The organism is Thalassoglobus sp. JC818, assembly GCF_040717535.1.
Lineage (GTDB): Bacteria > Planctomycetota > Planctomycetia > Planctomycetales > Planctomycetaceae > Thalassoglobus.
In genome coordinates this window covers 33,231-55,482 of sequence record NZ_JBFEFI010000015.1, presented here as the reverse complement: position 1 = coordinate 55,482, position 22,252 = coordinate 33,231, and the positions used below count along the sequence as shown (strand labels likewise).

At 55.8% G+C, this 22,252-nt stretch carries 20 protein-coding genes; 7 read left to right on the top strand and 13 right to left on the bottom strand.

Going from position 1 to position 22,252, the window contains the following annotated elements:
- Nucleotides 1-8 precede the first annotated feature (8 nt).
- Nucleotides 9-356, top strand: coding sequence for a hypothetical protein (locus AB1L42_RS22730; protein ID WP_367062077.1), 348 nt, complete (start codon nt 9-11; stop codon nt 354-356).
- 780 nt (nt 357-1,136) lie between these two features.
- Here the strand turns inward: AB1L42_RS22730 and AB1L42_RS22725 are convergent.
- The 13 genes from AB1L42_RS22725 to AB1L42_RS22665 all read right to left on the bottom strand — a co-directional run bounded on the left by AB1L42_RS22725 (nt 1,137) and on the right by AB1L42_RS22665 (nt 8,784).
- On the bottom strand, nt 1,137-1,274 hold the full coding sequence (locus AB1L42_RS22725) for a hypothetical protein (RefSeq protein ID WP_367062074.1): 138 nt from the start codon (nt 1,272-1,274) through the stop codon (nt 1,137-1,139).
- 49 nt (nt 1,275-1,323) lie between these two features.
- Nucleotides 1,324-2,160 carry a PD-(D/E)XK nuclease family protein gene (locus tag AB1L42_RS22720; protein ID WP_367062071.1) on the bottom strand — a complete coding sequence of 279 codons (837 nt, stop codon included), beginning with the start codon at nt 2,158-2,160 and terminating at the stop codon, nt 1,324-1,326.
- Complete coding sequence (locus AB1L42_RS22715; RefSeq protein ID WP_367062068.1) at nt 2,157-2,633, bottom strand: hypothetical protein; 477 nt, start codon at nt 2,631-2,633, stop codon at nt 2,157-2,159. Before AB1L42_RS22715 ends, AB1L42_RS22720 begins: the two co-directional genes overlap by 4 nt.
- A 92-nt stretch (nt 2,634-2,725) precedes the next feature.
- Complete coding sequence (locus AB1L42_RS22710) at nt 2,726-4,090, bottom strand: hypothetical protein (RefSeq protein ID WP_367062065.1); 1,365 nt, start codon at nt 4,088-4,090, stop codon at nt 2,726-2,728.
- The gene (locus tag AB1L42_RS22705; protein WP_367062062.1) at nt 4,083-4,310 is read right to left on the bottom strand and encodes a hypothetical protein; all 228 of its coding nucleotides are present in this window, start codon (nt 4,308-4,310) and stop codon (nt 4,083-4,085) included. The genes AB1L42_RS22710 and AB1L42_RS22705 overlap by 8 nt, the downstream gene beginning before the upstream one ends.
- On the bottom strand, nt 4,310-4,531 hold the full coding sequence (locus AB1L42_RS22700) for a hypothetical protein (protein WP_367062059.1): 222 nt from the start codon (nt 4,529-4,531) through the stop codon (nt 4,310-4,312). The genes AB1L42_RS22705 and AB1L42_RS22700 overlap by 1 nt, the downstream gene beginning before the upstream one ends.
- Before the next feature lie 99 nt (nt 4,532-4,630).
- Nucleotides 4,631-4,876, bottom strand: a complete 246-nt coding sequence (locus AB1L42_RS22695; RefSeq protein WP_367062056.1) for a hypothetical protein — start codon at nt 4,874-4,876, stop codon at nt 4,631-4,633.
- Between the two features lie 11 nt (nt 4,877-4,887).
- Entirely contained in the window at nt 4,888-5,763 is an 876-nt protein-coding gene (locus AB1L42_RS22690) for a hypothetical protein (RefSeq protein WP_367062053.1), read from the bottom strand.
- Nucleotides 5,764-5,934: 171 nt separating this feature from the next.
- Nucleotides 5,935-6,414, bottom strand: coding sequence for a hypothetical protein (locus AB1L42_RS22685; RefSeq protein ID WP_367062050.1), 480 nt, complete (start codon nt 6,412-6,414; stop codon nt 5,935-5,937).
- Nucleotides 6,415-6,456: 42 nt separating this feature from the next.
- Nucleotides 6,457-7,935, bottom strand: a complete 1,479-nt coding sequence (locus AB1L42_RS22680; RefSeq protein ID WP_367062047.1) for an AAA family ATPase — start codon at nt 7,933-7,935, stop codon at nt 6,457-6,459.
- Nucleotides 7,936-7,979: 44 nt separating this feature from the next.
- Complete coding sequence (locus tag AB1L42_RS22675; protein WP_367062044.1) at nt 7,980-8,222, bottom strand: hypothetical protein; 243 nt, start codon at nt 8,220-8,222, stop codon at nt 7,980-7,982.
- A gap of 2 nt (nt 8,223-8,224) precedes the next feature.
- Complete coding sequence (locus tag AB1L42_RS22670) at nt 8,225-8,419, bottom strand: DUF2997 domain-containing protein (protein WP_367062041.1); 195 nt, start codon at nt 8,417-8,419, stop codon at nt 8,225-8,227.
- Entirely contained in the window at nt 8,416-8,784 is a 369-nt protein-coding gene (locus tag AB1L42_RS22665; protein ID WP_367062038.1) for a DUF1257 domain-containing protein, read from the bottom strand. Before AB1L42_RS22665 ends, AB1L42_RS22670 begins: the two co-directional genes overlap by 4 nt.
- Before the next feature lie 318 nt (nt 8,785-9,102).
- Between AB1L42_RS22665 and AB1L42_RS22660 the strand changes: the two genes are divergently transcribed.
- Genes AB1L42_RS22660 through AB1L42_RS22635 form a run of 6 tightly spaced genes read left to right on the top strand, consistent with a single transcriptional unit; the run spans nt 9,103 to nt 22,251 of the window.
- Entirely contained in the window at nt 9,103-9,300 is a 198-nt protein-coding gene (locus AB1L42_RS22660; RefSeq protein ID WP_367062035.1) for a helix-turn-helix domain-containing protein, read from the top strand.
- Complete coding sequence (locus AB1L42_RS22655; protein WP_367062032.1) at nt 9,297-12,512, top strand: helicase-related protein; 3,216 nt, start codon at nt 9,297-9,299, stop codon at nt 12,510-12,512. The genes AB1L42_RS22660 and AB1L42_RS22655 overlap by 4 nt, the downstream gene beginning before the upstream one ends.
- The gene (locus tag AB1L42_RS22650; protein WP_367062029.1) at nt 12,512-16,732 is read left to right on the top strand and encodes an N-6 DNA methylase; all 4,221 of its coding nucleotides are present in this window, start codon (nt 12,512-12,514) and stop codon (nt 16,730-16,732) included. The genes AB1L42_RS22655 and AB1L42_RS22650 overlap by 1 nt, the downstream gene beginning before the upstream one ends.
- A gap of 4 nt (nt 16,733-16,736) precedes the next feature.
- A complete protein-coding gene (locus tag AB1L42_RS22645) occupies nt 16,737-17,603 on the top strand; it encodes a hypothetical protein (protein ID WP_367062026.1) in 867 nt (288 codons plus the stop codon).
- Between the two features lie 54 nt (nt 17,604-17,657).
- The gene (locus AB1L42_RS22640; RefSeq protein WP_367062023.1) at nt 17,658-18,602 is read left to right on the top strand and encodes a DUF429 domain-containing protein; all 945 of its coding nucleotides are present in this window, start codon (nt 17,658-17,660) and stop codon (nt 18,600-18,602) included.
- A gap of 10 nt (nt 18,603-18,612) precedes the next feature.
- On the top strand, nt 18,613-22,251 hold the full coding sequence (locus tag AB1L42_RS22635) for an AAA family ATPase (protein ID WP_367062020.1): 3,639 nt from the start codon (nt 18,613-18,615) through the stop codon (nt 22,249-22,251).
- Nucleotide 22,252 lies beyond the last annotated feature (1 nt).

Below are 22,252 nucleotides of genomic sequence, written 5' to 3'. Positions count from 1 at the left end.
AGCAGAAAATGGTTTCTATTATCCAAAGTTGTGCGTCGGCGGGCACATCTGCTGACGCCGGCAAGGACTCCCTTGGCCATCCGAGTTGGCATCTCAGTTTTTTGCGACGAGCAATCGGGGTCCCAGGAAAAACCGCGTTGATTACGGGTGTGATCTTGGTCATACAGAGCTTTCGGCTGGAACGAACGCGGCACATTCTTCTCACACCGAAAGTCATCGAATCGTACGGGCTGAGTCGATTCGCGGTTTACCGTGGCCTGCGAGCGCTGGAGGAATCCGGTTTGATTCAAGTCAACCGTCAACGTGGTCGCGGCCCGATTGTTTCATTCGTTTCAACTGAGGATTTTGACAAGTAAGCAACGAGAGCCCCGTCTTACGCCCAGTTTGCAGCCCAGTAGCAGATTACCCGCAAATTGGCTCATCGCTGGAGTTGACCGGTGAGAAGGCGACGTCGCGCGGTGTCCAAGTACCTCTCGATTACACGGGGCCTTGTGCAAATCGGGCATGCCCCCGATCAGCAAATGTTGGTTTCTGAACCACCAGGGAGCGGCGGTTTTGAGCGCTTCGAGGCATTTGAGCTGGTGGTTTGAAGGGCTATTCGCTCTGTCGCGCCTCGCGACCGCCAACACGCGTTCATGGTCATAAGCGATGACGAACACATCGCTTGCGGCGCGGGGGCTGCGTTGAATGACGCACTCAGCATGAGGTCGCCTACCCCCAAATCGGCTTCCAATGGGCGCCGCGACTTCGTAACTCGCTGGTAAACATCACTGCGTTTCTCGCGAGCCATTACTCACCCTGCATCAACTCAGACCCCTTGTGCCTTCTTCGCAAATGCCAAATTGGCCTGATGACTCCCGAGCCGTGCGAGCACGATTCACGCGAAGTGACTTCTGCGGCTTGTTCCGCGCTAACGCGAGCCGCTTGCCCGACCGCAGGGTCAGGAGCCGTCGAAACACTGTTTCATTCAGGCTGGCTTAGCGCCAGGTTCAAACTTGCTGGAATCACAACGTGCAACGGGTAGGCCAAAGTATCATTGGCTGGGAGGTGCGTCTGATAGCTAAAGATAAAGCCAAAGCCGCCGTCCGAGTTGCCCCGGACGGCGGCGGTGAACTTCGGGGGCAGTAGATGTGAAGTCAGGCTCGACGGTTTCGGTATGCTCGGCCGCGACGCCAGCCAACTTTGAAAGCGGCCTTCGAGCCATTTCGTTTTCCGGCTGAGTAGGCCCAGTAGCCGATGCCAACGGCAACGGCGAGAGTTACGACGGTTTCCATGGTGGGTGTTCCTTTGTTCGCTTGTTGGAGTGATTTGTATCCAAGAGCTTCAACCCTGCCAGGCGTCACACTGTTTGCGATAGGGACAACTTGGACAGGCGGTGATGGACGGGGACGGATAGAAGTTGCCGTTCTGAATGGCCTGCCAGGCGGCGGACATGATGGCTTTGCCATGACGAATTGCGCCGTCTGTGATGGCGGCGGACTCGATGGCCACCGAAGGCGCTTTGGTCTTCGTGAGGGCAATGAACTCGACTCGAACCGGTTTGTCACCCGCGATCTGACTGACGAGCTCCTTGTAGACGATGGCTTGCAATTCCGCGTCCTGGCGTTGGGCGTCGCTCCATTTCGATTTGGCCGTCTTGAAGTCGATGACGATGAACGCATCGGGCGCTTCAATGACCAGATCGAGTCTGCCCAAAACATCAGGAGCGTCAACCAGCAGCGCTGCTCGCAACTCCTCCTCGATGCCAACAACTTGACCAGCGGGATGAGCCGCGCTACTTGCGATGAATGCAGCGATCATCCGCTGAGCCATGTCGGCAATTTTGGTGATGTCCTCATTCTTGCCGAGACGGATGGATGTCTTCTGCTCGCAGGCTTTCCATTCGTCCCAGAACATGACCAGTAATTCTTCTAACGTCGGTTCGGGCTGACCTTCGAGCTGAGCAGTGAACCAGAGTTCGAGCGATGCGTGAATGCCGCGACCAAACGCGAGCGCAGAGGAGACTGTCTCCTCGGGAATACGGTCGATGTATTTGAAGCGGTAGGACAGCGGACAACGCAGGAATTGTTTCACAGCACTCACGCTGAGATAGTTTCGACCAGTCAGTTGCATGGACCGTTCGTTGTTCACCCCGTTGGAGAAGTTGGCAGAGGCGATCATCGGCTGCTCCCGCTTCCCGTCGACTGGCCCCTCAACTCGTCGATCAGTTCGGATGCCTGAGCGATGTCGAGGTCCTCCGCTTTGCGAACCCCAAACCGATCCAACTGTGGCCCGAGGTCAATCCGACCACGACCGGCGATGGCCTTGATTGCTCGCACCTGACTTTGGGTTGCCCCGCGACCGTTCGAGGAACGGTTTCCGTTTGCACGCTGCGAGTAACCGTTGCCATTCGTCTGGCCATTACCGTTTCGGTGATGCCCATTGGTGGAGTAATTGTTGTCATCTTGATGCAGTTCGGCATTGAGCGAATCACGAGCCAGTCCGAACAGTTTGTGGATCTGGCTTCGCAAGCGATCCGGGTCCTCAATGATTCCCGAATCGAGTTCTACTTCCAGATTGACCGACGCGCCGCGACTGCCGTAGTTGGCCTCGCCAACCTTCTTGTTGAGGCCGATGTTGATCTGTACGGGCATATGGATGCCTCCTCATTGGTGGGTAAGAAAACAGCCCGGCATCATCCGTGGATGAAGCCGGGCCATGCTGGTGTTGCGATGATTGGTGACGACTACGCGCCGATTTTCTCCAGTTGCTTGAGTGAACGGAGCGTCGATTCGACGAGCCGGTTCTGCTTCCGCTTGGCTTTGATGGCTGAGATCAATCCGCGAGTGTCAGTCAGCGCCTGGCTCAACGAATCACGCAGGGCCTCGGCCTTTGCTAGCACGCTGGCAGGTTTCTCGGCGCGGGGTCGGGGCGATGTGGAACGTGTCGTGTTTGGCATGGGGATTGTGGTCCTTCTTTGTGGAGATGGTTTTGGTGAATCGCATGGCGACTCGATGCGAGTGAGCTTTGCGTCTGGAGTGATCGCGCCGTCTTTTCCGAGCAATGCCCAGATGTATGAGCGACGGTCGTCACGACAAAATGCGGGGGCTTCCGCTGTACGCAGATGAATCTGTCGAAACCCCAGCGACGCCGCCCGGCGGAGATAATCGCGATTCGTGTTGAATCGCATTTCTTCGCCCGAGCGTTGCGAGTTGCTGAGGACGAATTCGGTGCCGACGTCCTGGTCCGCACTCTTGGCTCGGATCGCAACCGATCCATTGAGATCAACAGTAACCGGCGCATTGAACTCGGATGCAGCCGGGAGTTTTCGGGAGGCTTGAGTCAGGAACTCGGCATCCGTATCGGCGAGGATCATTGTGGATATCGCGGCATGGACAGCCGGAACATGATCGTCCATGTTGGGAAATCGAGCGTCCTTCCCGATCTTCAGATGCAGCGTCCAACTATCTGCCTGGATCGAAACCCATTCGTCGGAACGCCCAATCGACACTTCGGCTGCATTGCTGAAGGCTTGAGAGCTGAATGCCTTCGTGCCGGGAACCAGAACATCGTCATCCCAGGAGAATGCGAACCCCGAGTGCATCAATGCCTGACGTCCGTCCGTGGCGGCAATCTGGCCGTCCGAGCCGCGCAGTCGAACGCAACTCAGTGCGAAACGCGACGATTCGTTGTCGGTCGTCGCCACAGCTTCCGCCATCGCCGGAATAAACTCGCGGTCGATGCCTGTGAGTTTTGGTGGTGATTCGGGGACTTGGACCGGCTCGGCATGGCTGTACTGAGCAGTTTGAGGAATGCCGCCATCGAGCCACTGGACGGTGATCGTCTCACCATCTTGCTGGATACTGACTTGGTCGTTCCGCTTGCCTTCGCAGGCTTGCAGTGCTTCGTAGGGCAATGTGATGGCGTCGGGACGGAAGTCGCCTTCGATGCGATGTTCAACCGCGATGTTGTCCGAGAAGGACTGAATCAGCAGCCCGACTGGAGTTGCTCGAAACGTGACAATCGGTGCCCGACGCGCTGAGGTGATTCCAAGGGCCTGCCGAATCGTTGAGCGGATGAGATGAATCTGTTTGCGGGTGAGTTCAATCACGGCACCTCCTCTTGTGTTGGGTTGGTGGTGGACGTGACACCGGCGAATCGGTCATCACGTCATGAAAGAGCCGCATTCCGGACCGGAAGAAAATCCAAGTGAGGATGGTCTCCCAACCAAACAGAAAGAATGCGGCAAAGCAAAGCAGGCCGACAAACACGGTGTAGCTCGCATAGAACTCATCGAGTTGTCGGCGTTTGGGATCGTTGCCTGCTGCCATCAGGCAGCCCAACGTCGGCGATCGCGACGCATGGGATACACGGCATAGTTGCGTTCCAGTTCAAGCTGATCCCAGTCGATAATGTTGGGAGGTAAGTCGTCAGGCTCGGGGTCAAAATTTACTTCCAGCGGGTCCGCGATGCTGAATCCGATGCGGCGAACGTCGCACAGTGTGTCACCAGTCGCCACGCAGACGGCATCATCAATTTCTCGTTGGGTCATTTGTTCATTTCCTGGAAAAAGGTAGAACGACCGCCCAACACTGGGCGGCCGTTGAGATACAGCCGCCCCGCACTCTGCGAAGCTGAGATCAGGTTGTTGTTACTCGCCAGGCGTCAGCCAGTGTTCGAGCAACCATTCCACTTCAGCGTCGAGTGCCTCGGAGCGCGTTGAGAACGGACTAAGAACCGGACCGTTGACGGGTGAGAGATCAGCGGCCCATTGACCATCCGCCGTTGGTTCAACATGCGAACCACGGCGGATGCTCGCTTCGCCGATCTGCTGGACATCAATCGCTTCCGAGTAGACACAGCGACAGTTGCCGGTAGGTTCGATGAGTAGTTGCACGTAGACCTCCTTCAACGTGGCCGTCGCTGAATCTTCCGGCGAGGACGATCAACGAGGAGACCGTCGAGATTGGCTTGCACGGTCGACATCTGCGTGGCGATGTGCTGCCGCAGGGACGCGTTGTCCCGCAACTGCTGAGGCTCCACGCCGCTGACGATCGACTCGGCACGTTCCACAAGTTCCTCAAGATCAGCGTTGCCGCCAATATTCAACTGGCGGAACCGAGCAAAGAACTCGTTCAGATTATCCACAGTGGTATCGCGGAACGTCTTTGGCTTGCCGTCTTCCGTGCCGGACATGCGTTCGACCAGATGATCAACAAGACCAGCAAGTTGCTCGAAGAACATCTGCTCGGCCTGCTCGACGGCTTCGGTGAATCGAGCCTGAACACGGTCGCATTCCTGGCGGTAAACTTCAGGGTTCAGCTCACGTAGATACTCTGGAGCTTCGACCGCCGGAAACGAATGCTCAATGCCAAACGCACCAATCAACGTCGCCGGATAATCGCTGGCGTTGAACAACGAGCCCAGCCGTTCACGAGCCGCCGATCGCATCTCATCGTAGTGCCGTTCGAGTTCTACAACGGCGTCATCAAGTTCGGAACGGAAGCCATTGAGAGTTTCGTCAAACTCGGCAATTTGGTCGTGACGGATCAGCCGGATACCTCCTTCTGGAAACGGCAGGCTATTCTCCTTCCAGAACTTGGTCACCCGTCCTTTGATCTTCGTCACGGCCGCCAGCGCCGGATGTTTGGGGTCGAGCAGGCGTTTGGAAGCACTGATGGAAGCACCATCCGCACCGAAGACATCTGCTGCGACGATCTTCTGATCGGTGGACAGCGTCTTTGTCGTCCCGAGCCAGGTGAAGACCACTTTGATCGCCGCCATGGTGGCTCGCATCCGTCGAGCCGCAAGTTGTGTTTGGATGTGTTGTGTGTCGTTATTGCTCTCAAGCACGGTGCTCACTGAGTTCTCCTTTGGTTGGTTACTGAAATGAAAACGCCACTCAGCCTGCGAAGACTGAGCGGCGTCGAATGCCAAATTGGGATGTGATTGAAATCACTCGGAAATGCTCACCTCATCTTCGACCCACCCAGTTCCGAGCCATACCTGGGTGTAGGCAAACGTGCGGGCATTCTCGGCTTCCAGCCGGACACGAACAGGAACACGTTGTTTGAGGTCGTATCCGGGTAGCGGTACGTCCCAGGTGACGGTGTGGTCGTCATTCGGTTCCCAGGTATCGAACGCGTGAATGCGCAAACCTTCGCCGCTTTTGGTTTCGGGGTAGTCGACTATGACCGTCAGCCGTCCATTCCTCAGGACGCCCGGATAAACATGCCAGAACCTCAGATGCAAAACGGGCTCGCCGTCAGGCGAAACATCCAGGCGACCTGCATTCAGGGCAATCGCGGGAGCTTTTTGCTGTTCATTCTCGTGTTGCCAGAACCGACTTCCCCAGATCATGAGGAGAGTCAGCATGACAACAATCGTGAGGACAGTTCCTCCGTCCTGGTACCAATGCTTCTCCTTGTTGGACATATAACCTCTTTCAGTGAATGGAAATTGACTCCATGAGCCGGGTCAGTTGTTGGATGGATCGCGGCTCACGCGACGACGTTGCTTCGACGCCTTGCCGGGCTCGTAGATGCCAGGCTGATTCGCCGACAGGCAACGACCGCTGGCCCAGTTTCGTAAGCGGTCTACGCTTTCGTTGGCAGTCATCGCGATGGGCACGACGTTCTGAGCGGCTTGAACCAATGGGACATCGAGCAGTGCCGACAGGCGGCAACAGGCTTTGATCTCCGCGCCGGTCCAGTCGCTGTCGTCGGGCATCCGCTGGTCGCGGTCGATCTCGAACAACGTCAGGTAGATGTTCCAGATCGCATCCTTCTCCTGGCGACCAGGAAGGTCGAGAAAGAAGATCCCATCAAACCGCTCGCTACGACCGAACTCCGGTGGGAGCCTGGAAACATCGTTTGCCGTGCAGACGACGAAGACGTCGGACGAATGATCGTTGAGCCAGCTTAGAAACGTCCCGAACATCCGTGACGACACGCCCGAGTCACCGTTGCCGTTCACACCGGCGAATGCTTTCTCGACTTCGTCGATCATCAACACACAAGGAGCCATCGCATCGACAATGTGCAATGCCTGGCGAGTTCGTTCCTCCGACTGCCCGACGAGCGATCCCATCAGACTACCGACATCCAGAATCAGCACCGGCCTGCCGACTTCCTTGCCGAGGGCTTTGCAGAACTGCGATTTGCCACATCCGGGTGGTGACAGCAACAGCACGCCTCGCGGTCGGCGTCGCTTATCTCCCCGGCTTGGTTGCAGCAGTGCCCGTTTGCAGAAGGACTTCAACGCTGATAGTCCGCCTAGGCTGCTGAAGTCATCCTGACCGCGATGCAGTTCGAGTGAACCGGATTTCTTCAGCGTCTGAGTTTTCAGTTCCCAGATTGCGTCGGGCGTCACTCGACTATGACGAACCAGTGACAGGCTGAAAGCGTTCTCAGCTTCCATTCGAGTCAAACCGGCGGCTGCGTCCAGAACCGCTTCCAGTTCCGGGCCATCCGGCAGTTCGGAGTCTTCGGTCGCGATCCCGCGAGCGATCTCGCCAAGTTGTTCACGGTCGGGCAACTCATGCTCGATGACAACAAACAGCTTTTCGAGTTCGATCGGCAACTGCACGACGGGCGCGAGAACCACGAGAATCGTCCGGTTCTGCTTACCAGCGACAATCTGCTGAGCGATCGCCTGAACGATCTCTGCCGATTGCAGGAACCGGTGAAAGTTCTGGAGTACCAATACCGCCGTTCCATCCGGCGTGACCAGTGAGTTGACGGCGCGAATGGCTGCCAACGGGTCGTTCCCGGCGGCTTCGATCTCCACGCCGGGGACTTTCAATCCTTGTTCAATATCCCAGGTTGCGAGCCGCCATTCCTCCTGACGACACAGCTGCGCGATGGCCACCAGAGCATCCTGATGCTCGTGGCTTTCAATCCAGATGCCCGTGAAGCACGCGCGCACGTACTCCCCAAGCCGTTCAGTCAGTGACATACACGGACTCCTGTTGAGTGGTGAATAAAAATGATGGGGGACGGCTATTCGGGAGCGGTCACCGATTGTTCGGCTTCAAGCTGCTCAACTTGTCGTTCGAGTCGAGCGATCTTGGTTTGCAGCTTCTCCATGGCGTGGAAGGCTCGCTTGAGACGCGACATCCAGCGCTTGAGGGATTCACGCTCTTTAGTGAGTTGATCCTGTTTCTTTTGAAGCCTTCGCTGGCGGCGACGGGATTCCGCGTCAGAGCTTTGCGGGCGCAGAACACGGCGGCGGACGTTGGTCACGGTCAGCCTCCTTCCTGCACCGACTGCTGACGCGAGGCCGATTGATGAAACTCAGCCTTGAGGACTTCGTCCGTCTGCTGCCCCAGTGCCTTCTCAATGAACTGACTGGCCTGTCGACACTCAGTACCGACGAAGCCCTTGGTTTCCACTTTGGTCTGACCATTGGGCAGGACGGTGATTTCGATGGTCTTGCTCATGCAGCACCTCCGACGCTCACCGTCAACCTGATCGAGCCATCTTCCAGTGGCTGCTCGATGATCGAGTGGCCCTTCTTGCGAGCCTCGATCTTCGCCTTCTCCACTGCATAGCCCTGGAGGAACCGGTCGAGCTGTTTCTGCTCGCCCCAACGACCGTTGTAGTTGTCGTAGGCGAGCTTGCCGGTGTTGACGTCGGCCACGACGGGATACCGCCACTCCGGCAACTGCACCGCCCAGCCCGTTGCCGAGCTGCTGAACAGCTTCGCTTTGCCGAAGACTGGCTCCGGCAGCTTGAGTCGATCACACGCCGACCGAATGGCGACGGGATCACGGACTTCTGTCTGAATCGAAACAATGTGCGACAAGGCTTGTTCCTCCGAGTTAGTGAAATCGAACACAGGACCGACCACCGGCCCCGAAACGAGAAAAGCCCCGCACGAACCGGTCAAAGTCGGTTCACACGGGGCTGCAAGCACCTGAGAAGCGAGTTCCCAGAGCTATGCCAGGGGCATCACCTTCACCTGCCGCGATTCACGCTTCGATTTAGCAATCTGCGTTGCTTGCCCGACCGTCAGAGCTTCACAGAGCGCCTCTTACGGCAAGCTGGTGGAGGTTGAGAACGCGCTCAATGCTTGGTAAGGTTTTACAAGGGTCCCTTTGTCGCATATTCGAGTGATGACGTCATGAACAACCTCCAAGACTACGTGACCATCAAGGAAGCAGCGGAGTATATGGGTGTCACGCCAAATACGCTGCGCAATTGGGGCCGTGATGGGAAGATCAAGGAGCGGCGTAATCCACTAAACGGTTACCGCCTGTACAAGAAGTCGGAGCTCGATCGGCTCCTGAAGAAAATTGAACATTCAAGGAATGGAGAATGAGCGAAACGGGGCTACTTCCGGGAACGGAAGTTCAGGCACGTGGATTGAGATGGGAAGTCGTATCGAGTGAAAGCCTCGGTCAACAAACTCTCTATCGTCTTCGCGGGCTGGAGAACGCGGTTCACGGACATGAACTCGACGTTCTGTTTCCATTCGAGCAGATCGAACCGGTCCGACATGAATTGCAGCCCGATCGTGCGGCACCTCTGGCCAACTGGCTGGTTTACCATCAGGCGTTTTTGCTGGAGCAGGCACTCGGCCCTGATGCGTTGCTTGCCGTTCAGCCCGGTCGACTGCGGATTGAGCCCTATCAACTGGTGCCGGTGCTTCGTGCGATACGGATGAGTCGCGTGCGGCTGCTGCTCGCGGACGGTGTCGGCCTTGGTAAGACAATTCAGGCCGGCATGGTCATAACAGAGCTGGTGGCACGCCGGTTGGCTCACCGCATCCTGATCGTGTCGCCCGCTGGTCCGCTGATGAAGCAGTGGCAGCTGGAATTGTCGGAACGCTTTGGCCTTCGCTGCGAAGTCATTGACCGCGCGAAGCTGGAAGAAATCCGCCGCGCAACGGAACTCGGATCGAATCCGTTCGATCACGTACCGCTCGGTTTGGTCTCTGTTGACTTTCTCAAGCAGGAACGGGTGCTGGATCAACTTGAGCGTGCCAGCTACGACATCGTTGCTATTGACGAAGCACACCACTGCATGGACGTCGGGTCGTCACCAGATCGAGAAGACTCCCAACGGCGACGTTTGGCGGAAGTGCTTGCCCGCCGGTGTGATTCGCTGCTGTTGCTGACGGCCACGCCTCATGACGGCCACGATCGTTCGTTCGCGTCATTGTGTGAACTGCTCGACCCATCGCTGGTCGATGGACGCGGTTCACTGCGAGAAGATCGTTACCGAACCCACGTTGTTCGTCGACTCAAGTCCCACATTCTTGTCGATGATCCTAACAACGAGGGACAAAAGAAGAAGCTGTTTCCCGAACGAGTCGTGACGCCTGTTGCCGTCACACCCGAAGTCGATGCTCAGGAGAAGTTCGTCGAACTGCAACGCGGTCTGCTGGACCTCGTGTCTCCCGAGCTGCGGCGAGCATTCCGCAACAAGAGTTACGCGGACGTGCTCGCTTGGATCGCTCTGTTGAAACGAAGTGTGTCAACGGTGGTGGCGTGCCAGCGAACTTTGAGTGTCGTGGCTGAACGCTTCCAACAATTCCTGAACGACACGGCCGAGTTACAGGAAGCCCGTCGTCAGCGAGTCCGCACGATACGTGACTACGAAAGAAAGATCGAACGCTTTGGTTCGATCACGGCAGAAGAGGAACAGGAACGCAGTTTCCTTGAAGCGGAAGACGTCGCTCAACAACTGGCAGCCATGCAGCGTGAGTTGCGTCGTGGTTCTTATAAACAGGCCAAGGTCTCTAACGTCGTCGAACACCTCGACAACCTGATCGACATCGCCGACACAGCCAAAGATCAGGACCCGAAGCTCCTCGAGCTGATCAAGACGATTCGTGCGATCCGCAAGGAAGAACCGAAAACCAACATCCTGATCTACTCCGAATATGTCGACAGCCAGCAGGCTGCCATCGCAGCAATCAAAGCTGCCAAAGTCGGTCCTGTGATCAGCATGAGCGGTACGGACAACGACGCCACACGTGCGGCGACCACCGAGCGTTTCCGAGTCGAAGACAACCTGATCTTGGTCAGCACTGACTCGGCGGCCGAAGGTTTGAACCTACATCAACGCTGCCACCATCTGATTCATTTGGAGCTGCCATTCAACCCGAATCGGCTGGAACAGCGAAACGGACGCATCGACCGCTATGGCCAGAGTTTTCAGCCGCAAGTGAAGTATCTGTATCTGCGAGGCACGTTTGAAGAACGCATCCTGTTGCGGCTGATCGCGAAGTATGAAAAACAGCGAGCCAGCCTGACCTTCGTACCTAACACGCTGGGAGTCACCACTTCTGTTGACGCCACGCAGGCCCGATTGCTCAAGGGCCTGATGGATGAAGACACACGACTCTTTCAGGAAGAACCGGAAGTTCTGGACTTCACCGATGCTGACGAAAACGAAGGCAGCGACGAAGCGACCCGCGAACTGCTGGAAGAAATCGACCGTTCGCTCAAAGGATTCCGCGAAGCTGCCCGCACCAACACATGGCTGGGCGATGATGGACTGAATGCAGAAGACTATCTTGTCCAGCAGGCCGAAGACGCCCACGACGAAGGAGCGAAAGCGGAAAGCGTCGATCTGGCGTCATTCGTTTGTGATGCCATTCTGCTAGACGGTGGAGAAGTCCTCGGCCGTCGCGACGACGCCAGCTTTGCCGTCCGTATTCCGCCGCAATGGCAACACGGACTGGATGATCTTCCCGGTTACGATCCGACTACGCGGCTTGTGCGACTTACAGCAGACCTTACCGTCACATCAGACGGCGAAGGCAACTCAGTCGGATTCCTTGGCCGGGCTCACCCGCTTGTCCGGCGAGCCCTCGATCGTGTCCGCAACCTGTCATTTGGGGGAGCAGCCGAACGCGGTGAGGACCCGCGAGCCAGCGCGGTCAACGCCAACGTGCCCAATCCGCAGTTGCTGCTGACGTTCTTAGGACGTGTCTCCAGTCAGAAAGGCCGCGAACTGGAACGCGTGCTGGCCGTGCGGATCACGGAATCGGGTGAGACCACGATGTACGACTCGGCGGACGATTGGCGAACCTTCGCAAACCCGGATAAAGCCATTCGTACGACTGATCTGTGGGAAGACCACTTTGAAAACTGGGCTCCAGAGGTCATCGACAAAGCGACTGCGACGGCAGTGGAAGGATTTCAGCCGCTTGCCGAAGTGTTCGTCAAAGAACGCGGCGAGGCCTTGCGTCGCGAACGTGACCAGCAGTTGAAGTGGTTGCAATCACGATGCGATGACATCAGCGGCACCGGCCGTACAACGCAGGTACAGCGTAAACTGTTCGGCGAACAAGACAGTGGGGACAGTGGGCCGAAAGCAGCATGGCAGACACTCGAAGATCCTGCTGAGCGACTGGCGGCGTTTTACACCGACCGCAATCAATCAACCGGCGCTCGTTTTGAAGCGGAAGGCGTGCTGCGTTTGTACGAACAGCGAATCAAGCAATTGGACGCCCTTGCTGACCTACGCGAACCGGAAGTTGTGCCATTGGGAATCCTCATGCTGCTGCCGGAGGTGAACTGATGCCGCTCGATTTTTCCGATTGTCAGTTTCAGGGGCCGGCATTGCCTGATCCCTTCGTGAAGTTTGAGCTCGAAAAAGAGCTGAAGCGAAACAAGTTGTTGCGAAAAACGACGGGTAAGGAAGGCAAAGAACTCAAACAGTTCTGGGACGGGTATCGCCGCAAGCTGCGTTCACTGGCGGCCAGTGGTGGCGCGTTGCGAGTTCGCAATCACGTGATCGAACCGCTGACGGAACTGCTGGGATACAGCCACGTCGAATCAGCACCGGATGTGAAAACTCGGGAAGACCGAGAAGCCGGCGGCGTGCTGCTGGTTTCCGAAGACGGCGAATCCAAGCTGCGATTGTGGGTGACGTCGTTCAATGAAGACCTGTTCGCTCCGTCCAAGCGAGGCCGCGCATACAGATTTAGTCATCTGCGAATTGCTCAGCGAGTGTTGTTAGCTTCTGGTGAACGGTTTGGACTGCTGACTAACGGCATACAGTTGATGCTGTTGATCTCTGATCCGGCCCGACCTGACTCCACGGTCACCATTCCGATTGATCCTGGCTGGAAGCGGAGCCGCGACCTGCCCGATTCGCTTTTGTTACTGCTCGCGCTGGCCTCACCAGCCGGCGTCAAAGCACTGCCCGATCTGGTTGATAAAGCCCGACTGCAACAGGCTCGCGTCACCAAGGAACTGCGAGTTCAGGCGCGGCAGGCGGTGGAACGGTTCATTCAGGAAATCATCGACCACCCATCCAATCGTGAATGGTTCCAGTCGCATGAAGACAAAGACCAGCTTGCCAAAGACCTGTGGCATGAAGGGTTGATTACGGTTTACCGGCTGTTATTCATTCTGAAGCTGGAATCGAGCGACAATCCAGCCCAGTCGTTTACGTTCGCGTCGACCAGTCTGTGGCGTAATACGTTCTCACCCAGCATCGGGCTGGCCGGTTATGCTCGCGAGGTGTTGGAACAGGGAGCGGAGACGGGCAGTCTGTTGGAGCAGGGACTGCGCAATCTGTTCAAGATGTTTGATGAAGGGCTGGAATGCACTGAGCTGATGGTCAAACCGCTCGGTGGTGCCTTGTTCGGCCTCAACACCACACCGCATCTGGCCAAACTGAAGTGGGGCGAACGGGCGGTCGCTCATTTGCTGGACCGGCTGCTGTGGACGCCGCTGCGTCGAGGAGCCGACACGCGGGAACGCGTGCATTACGGTCCGCTGGACGTGGAAGACCTTGGTCGAGTTTACGAAGCATTGCTGGAACTGGAGCCGGGGATTTCCGGCGAACCGATGTGCCGGCTGCGACGATCTAAGCTGGAAGTGGTCGTTCCGCTCGAACAAGGCGAAAAGTATCGCCCCACGGATAATGAAGAATCATCTTCCAGCGGCACCAGCGTGGAATGGATCGAACGCATCGAACCCGGTCAGTTCTATCTGCGAGTTGGCTTGGGGCGGAAAGCCAGTGGTTCGTACTACACGCCGCATTCGTTCGTACGCTTCCTTGTTCAGGAAACGCTCGGCCCGCAGGTGGAAGAACGCAGTCCGCAGAAAGACCCCAACCCACTGGAGATTCTGAAGCTGAAAGTGCTCGACCCGGCGATGGGGAGCGGTCACTTTCTGGTGGAAGCATGCCGTTATCTTGGTCATCACCTGTATGAAGCCTGCCGCCTGTGCGATGAAAACGCAATGGCCGCCGAACGGCGTGCGGAACGAGGCAAGAAGGCCGAACGCGAAGCGGCGCTGGAAGAAGCCGCCAAGTGGCGTCAGCGCGTTATCGAACTTCCCGATCCCGATGACGAGATGCTGAAGTATCTGCCGAGTCGATCACCAGAAGGCGAAGAAACGGGTTACTCTCAGCAGCGAGCCGAAGCGCTGTGCCGCCGACTCGTCTCGACGCACTGCCTGTACGGCGTCGACAAAAATCCGCTGGCGGTGGAGCTGGCGAAATTAGCTTTATGGCTGGAGTCACATGCCGAGGGAATGCCCCTGACGTTCTTAGATCACAGATTGGTTCTTGGCGATTCACTGACGGGCCCGTTCTGGAATCAGCTTGTCTACCGACCAAGCAAACCAGATGAACTTATCCAAGGCTTATTCGCCGATGGGCTGAACCTGAGATTTCAGAAGGGGATCACTGAAGCGATTCGCTACGTGCGTCAACTCGACGCAAGTGTTGGCAGCACCGTGTCAGACCTCATTGAGAAGGCAAATGTCAAAGCCGAACTCGATGACAAGTTATTGCCATTTCGCATAGTCGCGGCTGCATGGTGCGGCGGTGTTCTGTTGGGGCCAGATGAGTGCGATGATCACGCGTACTCTCAATTGTTGAGTGAGATTGCTGATACCGGACAGCTTCCGAGCAGAATTGAATCACGCCAAGTCCTGTCCATGGTCTGTCGGGGGTTAGGACTCACGGAACTGCCGAATGATCGCGCTTCAATCGCGGCCGCCATGAAATCCACGAGCGTTGAACCTGCGCTGCCATATGACCTCGCTTTTCCTGAGGTTTTCTTCCCCACAGGAGTGCCATTTGGTCGGCGAGGTTTCAACGCGATTCTGGGGAATCCGCCATGGGATACCGTCACGATCAAAAGAAAAGAATGGTTCGCGAGTTTCGACTTTGAGGAGTTGAATGCCTCAAACAAGCGTGAACGCGATGAAATTGAAGCGAAAGTTCTATCCGTTCCAGAGAACACTGTCTCATTCAACGAATATGTAGAGAGTTTTGAACAAACGAAGCGTGTGTTCGATGCGCTTTATTCGTATCAGAAGGTCCAGGTTGAAGGAGACCTTGCGGGGCGATTCTTAGACCTGTTTCGTGTCTTCATGGAGCGCAATGCACAATTGTTAGATAAGTCAGGGATGACGGGCGTTGTAGTCCCATCGGCATTCCATGCGAATGAAGGCGCGACTGGCGTGAGGCAACTCTACCTGAATGAGTTGAAATTGGGGTGTTGCTACTCTTTTGAGAACAAGAGAAAGCTTTTTGAAATCCATAGCAGTTTCAAATTCGCAGTCGTGACTGCCGCAAAGACCGGTCCTACGCACGAGTTTCCCTGTCGATTCTACCTACACGACGACAGCTGGTTGTTTGAGGGCATGACCTCAGAACCTCCTTTTACTTTCTCGAAGGAGTTCGTTGAAAGGACTGGTGGAGCTTTGCTTGCCTTCTCTGAGTTCAGTAATCCGTTTGACTTTGAGGTATGCCGTACATGTCTACGCCGCGCACAACTGCTCGGAGAGAATTGGGACTCCGAGGGTCAAGCGTTTTCAACTTCTGAGGTCAACCTAACCAATCACAGTGATCTACTTGAGCCGATTGATCGCTTCAAGAAGACCGGCGGATGGCTTACCTCAAAATCTCACTCCGAGCTATTGTCGTTGGAAGTGCTGCCCCTATTTGAAGGAAAGTGCTTTTGGCATTTTGACGTCCATTTTGCCCCGGCGATGCAATATGTAGTACCTGTTTCAGTGCTTGAAAGCCGCAAGCGCTGGTTCAAGACCGGGACCTACTATCGAAGCGCTTATCGGAAATTCGCGAGTTCGACCAATGAACGCACAATGGTTTGGGCATTGTTGCCGCCAGCCGTAATCACGAGTGAAGGATGCCCAGCCGAATGGTCACCTTGGATACGACCGAACTCAAATGCCCTTGCGCGTATGGCGGCACTCAATACTTTTATCGCCGATTATTTATTGCGGCTGCGTGTCGCGGCCACAGTAAACATGTTTCTCCTCAGATTAGTTGCCATACCCAAGCTGGACAAACTACGGGCTCTGTTTCTCGCGCACGGTGCGCTTCGTCATCAATCACAGGATGAACGGTACCTTCCACTCTGGAATGAGCAACTAGGAGAAAACTGGCGGGAGTCATGTCGAGACGTTTTCTCATGGCCAGCCTTGCAGAGCGAGGACGAGAGATGGCAGATTCGCACTCAAATGGACGCCGTCGTCGCGGATGCCTACGGCCTGACGCGTGAGCAGTACGAGCATGTGTTGTCGACATTCAGTCACAGCAGCTATCCGTCCGCGCCGGAGCTGTGTCTGGCGGCGTTCGACGAACTCAAAGACATCGGGCTCGAAGCCTTCACCAAGAAGCACGACCCGTATCACGACATCCCGCTCAACGAAAACCTGCCCGAACCCGTCATCAACCTCCCCATCCCCGGCGAGGAAGAAGACAACGGCGAATTCAAACTCACCGGCACACCGGAGAAGACTGCGAAAAAGTAAGCCTATGAAATCAGAACAGAACTTCGCACTACTGAACCACGCGGGAGACCCATTGGAACGTGTGATCTGCGCGTATCATGAGGAACTCTCACCGGTAATCTACGCTTACGCGGACGTATGGGCAGACTTTGTCTATCCCCAACGAAAGGAAGATGGCTCGATTGTCGAGGAGAAATGGATGCCTTTCGCGGGTAGTCATTACACCGCGCTTATTCGACTTTATCACGCTCTCCAATCAAAGAAGAGAATTGAAAGAATCGCGGAGGAGATTTCCACGGGGCCAGCGCTGGCTGAGTTGTTGCTCGATGCTCACTTAGCTTCCGCAACCTTCTGGGAAAGCCTCGGCTCGTGCATTGATAATTTGGCTTTGGCGTTCGAGGACGCTGATCTCATCACGACTTTGGTCGATGACGAAGACATCGAACAAGAAGGCAAGGCCGGTCGCAAACAAATCAAGATCAAGTATCCCTTGCTTGGAGATGTGTACGACCGACGAACTCAGTTCATTCATTCTCGGCTTGTTCCGCAGAAGGTCAGCGACGGAGCACTGACTTTCAACGTGCGGCTATTACAGACGAAGGAAACGAACTGGCCGACGCAGCACGGGGTCGAAGAAGAGTTTGTACAGGATTTCCACACTGCGTTCTGGCATGACTGTCTTGCCGAATTAGGCGACGCGTGGAAGCACCTTCAGAACTGGCTGAAAAATGTCAAAGACGGGCAACCGACACCACGCATTCAATTTGAGCCAATCCCAGTCGTGATCGTGCCACCGGAACAGATTGAAATTCCAGATGGCTCCACACCGCCCAGCAACATCGAGTGGAACAAGGATTGGTTCTCGGGACCAAATGTCGCGCCAAGTGGCTGAGCGATTCCAACTTGTCGGACCAAAACTAACGTGATTAGACATTGTTGCTAAGACATGAACGGAAATCCGCCACAAATTGTAGTACACGCCGATTGGGGGACTGATCCTGCCAAGCGGATGATGTCCGTTGCGCGGCGTCAATTCGGGCACTACTCGGTTAGTGAAGCTACGGGTGTCGGTGATCTCGGCACATTCTTCGACTGCCTCTTGCAGCAGTGCGAACAGGATGAAACTCTGCTGGTTGGTTTCGACTTCCCGATTGGCTTAGCTGCTGCCTATTGCCAGCTCGCCGGTATCAACTCGTTCCGAGCGGGCTTACAGCTTTTTGGTCAGGGGCCGTGGGCTGACTTCTACACGCTCGCCACTCAGGCGAATGAGATTTCCATCCACCGTCCTTTCTATCCCTATGCCCCCGGCGGAACGGCTCAGGATCAGTTGGTCGCCGGACTCGGTGTCAACAGCATGGACGATCTGCTGCGGGACTGTGACCGCGCGACCGACGACCGTGCGAACGCCTGCTGGCTGTTCTGGACACTCGGTGCGAAACAGGTGGGACGCGCTGCAATTATTGGCTGGCGAGACCTGATCGCGCCGGCAATCCAGCACTACGGCGATGAACTCGGTATCTGGCCTTTCGATGGTCGGCTGAATGACCTGTTGCGGACCAAACGAATCGTCATTTGCGAGACCTATCCAGCCGAATCGTATCACCATCTCAGTTTGAGTGGCGGCAACTGGAGTAAACGCAGGCAGGAAGATCGCCGTTTGCGTGGCACGGAAATGGTCCGCTGGTGCGCCAAGAGGCCAGTGACATTTTCTGATGGGCTATTCGCTCAACTTGATGACGGTTTTGGCGCGACGGCGGATGGAGAAGACCCGTTTGACGCCGTTGTCGGCGTCTGCTCAATGCTGGACGTTGTGACAAACTATCGCAGCGAGGGCAGCCTGCGATCGCCGCATGCAACGACCACCGATGGATGGATTTTGGGACAACTTTAGAGAACACACCATGACAGCACACATTTCAGCTCGCATCGCATGGCATCAGGATGGATGGAACGGCAGAGTCTGTCAGGACCCGGCTTCCAACGTGTACTGCGTCGGTCGCCATTCGTACCCCGGCGAGCTGATCCGCGAGAAACGCGACCTTGGCTACGAAAAGGAGAACGCCGGCAAGTGCTGTACCAAGCTGCCCGGTGAGGTGCCTCCGTGCATGTACAGTATCAACGCGTTTGGCGACAAGTCTTTTGACATCTACTCCGACCCACCCGATTTCTTTGATGGTGGCGCAAAGCGTCAGACTTGGACCCTGAAACCGAGCACAGTCTGCATCTGGCCGTATGAGGAAATGTATGGCGACGATGTCCAAAAGCGTGGCGGCGGTTTCGATTACGACCAGCGACTTCAGAACGCTAAAGACTATTTTGCTCAGATCGAGAACGACAAGAGTCTGATCGTCTACTACGCAAATTACAGCAACCCGCTGAATCAGGACGACGATCGCAAGTACGCAATTGTCGGCATCTCGCGTATCAAGGAAGTTGCGAAGATTCGCTTCTTTCAGGACAGCGAGCCGCGGATCAAAGATAAGTACGGTGGCGGATTCATCTGGCAATGTGATGTTACGTCGCATTATCCCGATCAGGGATTCCGCCTGCCCTATCATCTGTACCAAGACGATCCTGAGAAACTGCAACAGTTTGCTTTCGTCCCTGAGAATACAAGGCTGTTCAAGTACGCCACGCGTGTGATTTCCGATGACGATCTGCTGGACATCGCCGAGCGGTTTCTGGAGATCACCGGCACGTTGCAGGAGATGGGTGATAAGTCCGAGGACTGGTCCGCTCGATCGAAGTGGCTGCAATCACTTGTGGGGGAATTGTGGGAAAGCCGCGGGCTCTATCCCGGCGTTCCGGCTGTACTGGACCTGATCGGGTTTCAACAGGCAATTCCGTTCTGGAAACAACAAGTCGAACGGGGGAAAGAGCAGGAAACCTGTGAGGGCTTGTTTGCAATGCTGAACGGCGACACGAAGTCCGTGGATGGACTGGAACTGACAGACAAAGACCGCAAGAAGATCGCCCGCCAGTGGAAGCTGCGAGAAGACGTTGACCGGGAACTGTTGACCGACGTTTTCCCACGGTTCGCATTGCGGCCGGATCAGCTGGAGAGCATCTTGTCCGACAAGCGAGCACAGAACGGCATCTATTCGTCGTTGAAAGATGTCGGCGAGAATCCCTACCTGCTTTGCGAGGAATACGTTGGCGACGATGTCGATGATTCGATCAGCTTCAGCCGCATTGATCACGGCGTGTTTCCGTCACCTGATCTTGGCGGCGAGCCTCTGAACGAAGTTGACGACTGGCAACGACTGCGGGCACTGTGTGTCGAACATTTGAAGCGGGAGGACAAACACACCTTCCTGCCGGCTCGCAAGATCATCCACGACGTCAACCATCGGCTAAGCTTCTATCCCGAATGGAAGTCGCATCAATTCACAGAGCGTTACCTTCAGGTCGATGAAGAAGACATCTGCGAAGCGATCACCTACCGAACGCTGGACGACATGCTGTATCTCTACCTGAAGCACGTCTACGAATCGGAACGGGAGATTGAGAAACAAATCAAGCAGTTGGTCGAGCGACCGGACATCACGTTCAAATCCCCAGTGACTGAGAGCCATTGGCAATCGTTTCTGATGGATACCGATTCTGATCTGAATCGCAAGGCTCCTAAAGAATACGGTGAGGCGATTCAGGGACAGGTGGAAGTCTGCTCCCGAATCTTTCCACGTCCTCTGGCTGTGCTCGCCGGTGGTGCCGGCACCGGCAAGACGACTGTCATCAAATCGCTCATCAAGGCGATCGAGAAGGCTCACGGTTCGGGAACGTCGTTCAAGTTGCTCGCCCCGACCGGCAAGGCGGCTGACCGTATTCGGTCAAAGACCGGCAAAGATGCGGTGACGATCCATTCGTTTCTGGCGAAGCTCGGCTGGCTCAATCCAAATATGACCTTCAAACGGTCCGGCGGCAAGAAAGAGGAGCAGGCTCAGACAATCATCGTCGACGAATCCTCAATGCTCGACTTGGAACTGATGACGACGCTGTTCCGGGCCATCAACTGGTCCGCCGTGCAACGTCTGATTCTTGTCGGTGACCCCAACCAGTTGCCTCCGATCGGACGCGGCAAGTGTTTCGCGGAGATCATCAACTATCTGAAGCAGCACCAGCCGGAGAGCTACGCTGAGCTGATGATCAACATCCGGCAGATGGAGAATCGAGTTTTTGATCGCGGTGAGGCGATTCTTGAACTCGCGACTGCTTATCAACGCGCTGGCGTCGAAAAAGACGACGATGGAAAAGCGGCCGCTGAAGAATTGCTGAAGCGTGTGCAGGACGGCGGCGACGTCGACAAAGACCTTAGGGTCGTCTACTGGAACGACCCCGAAACGCTTTCGGAAGTGCTGATTGATGAAATGGTTCGTGACATGGAGCGGGATTCCAACGAGTCGCTGAATCCCGATCGCCCGTTCGATCTGTGGAAGAAGGCCTGCGAGACGGAGGGCGACAACGGCTACAAGCGACAGCGAGCCGAATACAACCAAGTGATTTCGCCCTATCGCGGGGAATTGTTCGGCACGGAGCCGCTGAACGAAGAAATCCAGAAACACATCAAGGGAATCGCCCGAGATGAACAGCCGGATTTCAATCGGCAGTTGGACGGCGTCATGTTGTTCGACAAGGTAATTCAGATCACCAACCGTTCATTGTCGAATCGCGAGCCGGTTTATGGCTATAACCCGGAGACAAGGACGTCCGAGAAAGTTGAGGTCTTCAACGGCGAGTTGGGTTACGTGAAGCCTCACGGCTTTGATGGCAAAAAATGGAGATGGGGCGAATTCCAACTGAAACATTTTCAGGTTGTATTCGAGCGTAAGAAGCATTGGGTTGGTTACGGCTCGAAGCTGGGTAAAGACAAAGACGACAAATGGATTCCTGATGCCAAGGTGGAGAATCACCTTGAGCTGGCCTACGCCATTTCGGTTCACAAGTCACAGGGCAGCGAGTTTGATCACGTTTACTTTATCGTGCCCAAGCACAAAGACACGCTGCTGTCGCCGGAGTTGTTCTACACAGGAATAACCCGCGCCGCCAAACACTGCACGCTGCTGATTCAGGAAGACATTGGCCCGCTTTTGAACATGCGACGCCGGGAACGGTCGCATCTGGTCTGTATCAATGCGTCGCTCTTTGACTTCGCGCCGATTCCTGAAGTCATGCTGAATGTTCAGGCGTGGTACGAAGAAGGCAAGATTCATGAAACGCTTTCGGAATTCGTTGTGCGGTCAAAGTCCGAGGTGATCATCACCAACATGCTTGCGGAACGTGAAGTCCTGTTTCGCTACGAGGAGCCGCTGTTCGCGCCGGACGGCACGTTCTACCTGCCGGACTTCACAATCACGTGGAACGGCGAGCAGTATTTCTGGGAGCACTGGGGCCGACTGGATCAGGACAAGTATCGGAATCACACGGAGACCAAGAAGAAGTGGTACGAGAAACATTTTCCCGGGCGGCTGGTCGAGACCTTTGAGGGCACAGACGTGACAACTCAGGCGAATCAAGTCATCGCGGAGCATTTTAGCGAGTAAC

Bases quoted from the DNA above. Each gene is read 5' to 3' on its own strand.
- AB1L42_RS22715 (WP_367062068.1), bottom strand. From the start codon at position 2,633: ATGCCCGTACAGATCAACATCGGCCTCAACAAGAAGGTTGGCGAGGCC.
- AB1L42_RS22650 (WP_367062029.1), top strand. From the start codon at position 12,512: ATGCCGCTCGATTTTTCCGATTGTCAGTTTCAGGGGCCGGCATTGCCT.
- AB1L42_RS22680 (WP_367062047.1), bottom strand. From the start codon at position 7,935: ATGTCACTGACTGAACGGCTTGGGGAGTACGTGCGCGCGTGCTTCACG.
- AB1L42_RS22730 (WP_367062077.1), top strand. From the start codon at position 9: ATGGTTTCTATTATCCAAAGTTGTGCGTCGGCGGGCACATCTGCTGAC.
- AB1L42_RS22635 (WP_367062020.1), top strand. From the start codon at position 18,613: ATGACAGCACACATTTCAGCTCGCATCGCATGGCATCAGGATGGATGG.
- AB1L42_RS22660 (WP_367062035.1), top strand. From the start codon at position 9,103: ATGAACAACCTCCAAGACTACGTGACCATCAAGGAAGCAGCGGAGTAT.
- AB1L42_RS22725 (WP_367062074.1), bottom strand. From the start codon at position 1,274: ATGGAAACCGTCGTAACTCTCGCCGTTGCCGTTGGCATCGGCTACTGG.
- AB1L42_RS22720 (WP_367062071.1), bottom strand. From the start codon at position 2,160: ATGATCGCCTCTGCCAACTTCTCCAACGGGGTGAACAACGAACGGTCC.
- AB1L42_RS22670 (WP_367062041.1), bottom strand. From the start codon at position 8,419: ATGAGCAAGACCATCGAAATCACCGTCCTGCCCAATGGTCAGACCAAA.
- AB1L42_RS22640 (WP_367062023.1), top strand. From the start codon at position 17,658: ATGAACGGAAATCCGCCACAAATTGTAGTACACGCCGATTGGGGGACT.
- AB1L42_RS22705 (WP_367062062.1), bottom strand. From the start codon at position 4,310: ATGGCAGCAGGCAACGATCCCAAACGCCGACAACTCGATGAGTTCTAT.
- AB1L42_RS22655 (WP_367062032.1), top strand. From the start codon at position 9,297: ATGAGCGAAACGGGGCTACTTCCGGGAACGGAAGTTCAGGCACGTGGA.
- AB1L42_RS22645 (WP_367062026.1), top strand. From the start codon at position 16,737: ATGAAATCAGAACAGAACTTCGCACTACTGAACCACGCGGGAGACCCA.
- AB1L42_RS22685 (WP_367062050.1), bottom strand. From the start codon at position 6,414: ATGTCCAACAAGGAGAAGCATTGGTACCAGGACGGAGGAACTGTCCTC.
- AB1L42_RS22690 (WP_367062053.1), bottom strand. From the start codon at position 5,763: ATGGCGGCGATCAAAGTGGTCTTCACCTGGCTCGGGACGACAAAGACG.
- AB1L42_RS22700 (WP_367062059.1), bottom strand. From the start codon at position 4,531: ATGACCCAACGAGAAATTGATGATGCCGTCTGCGTGGCGACTGGTGAC.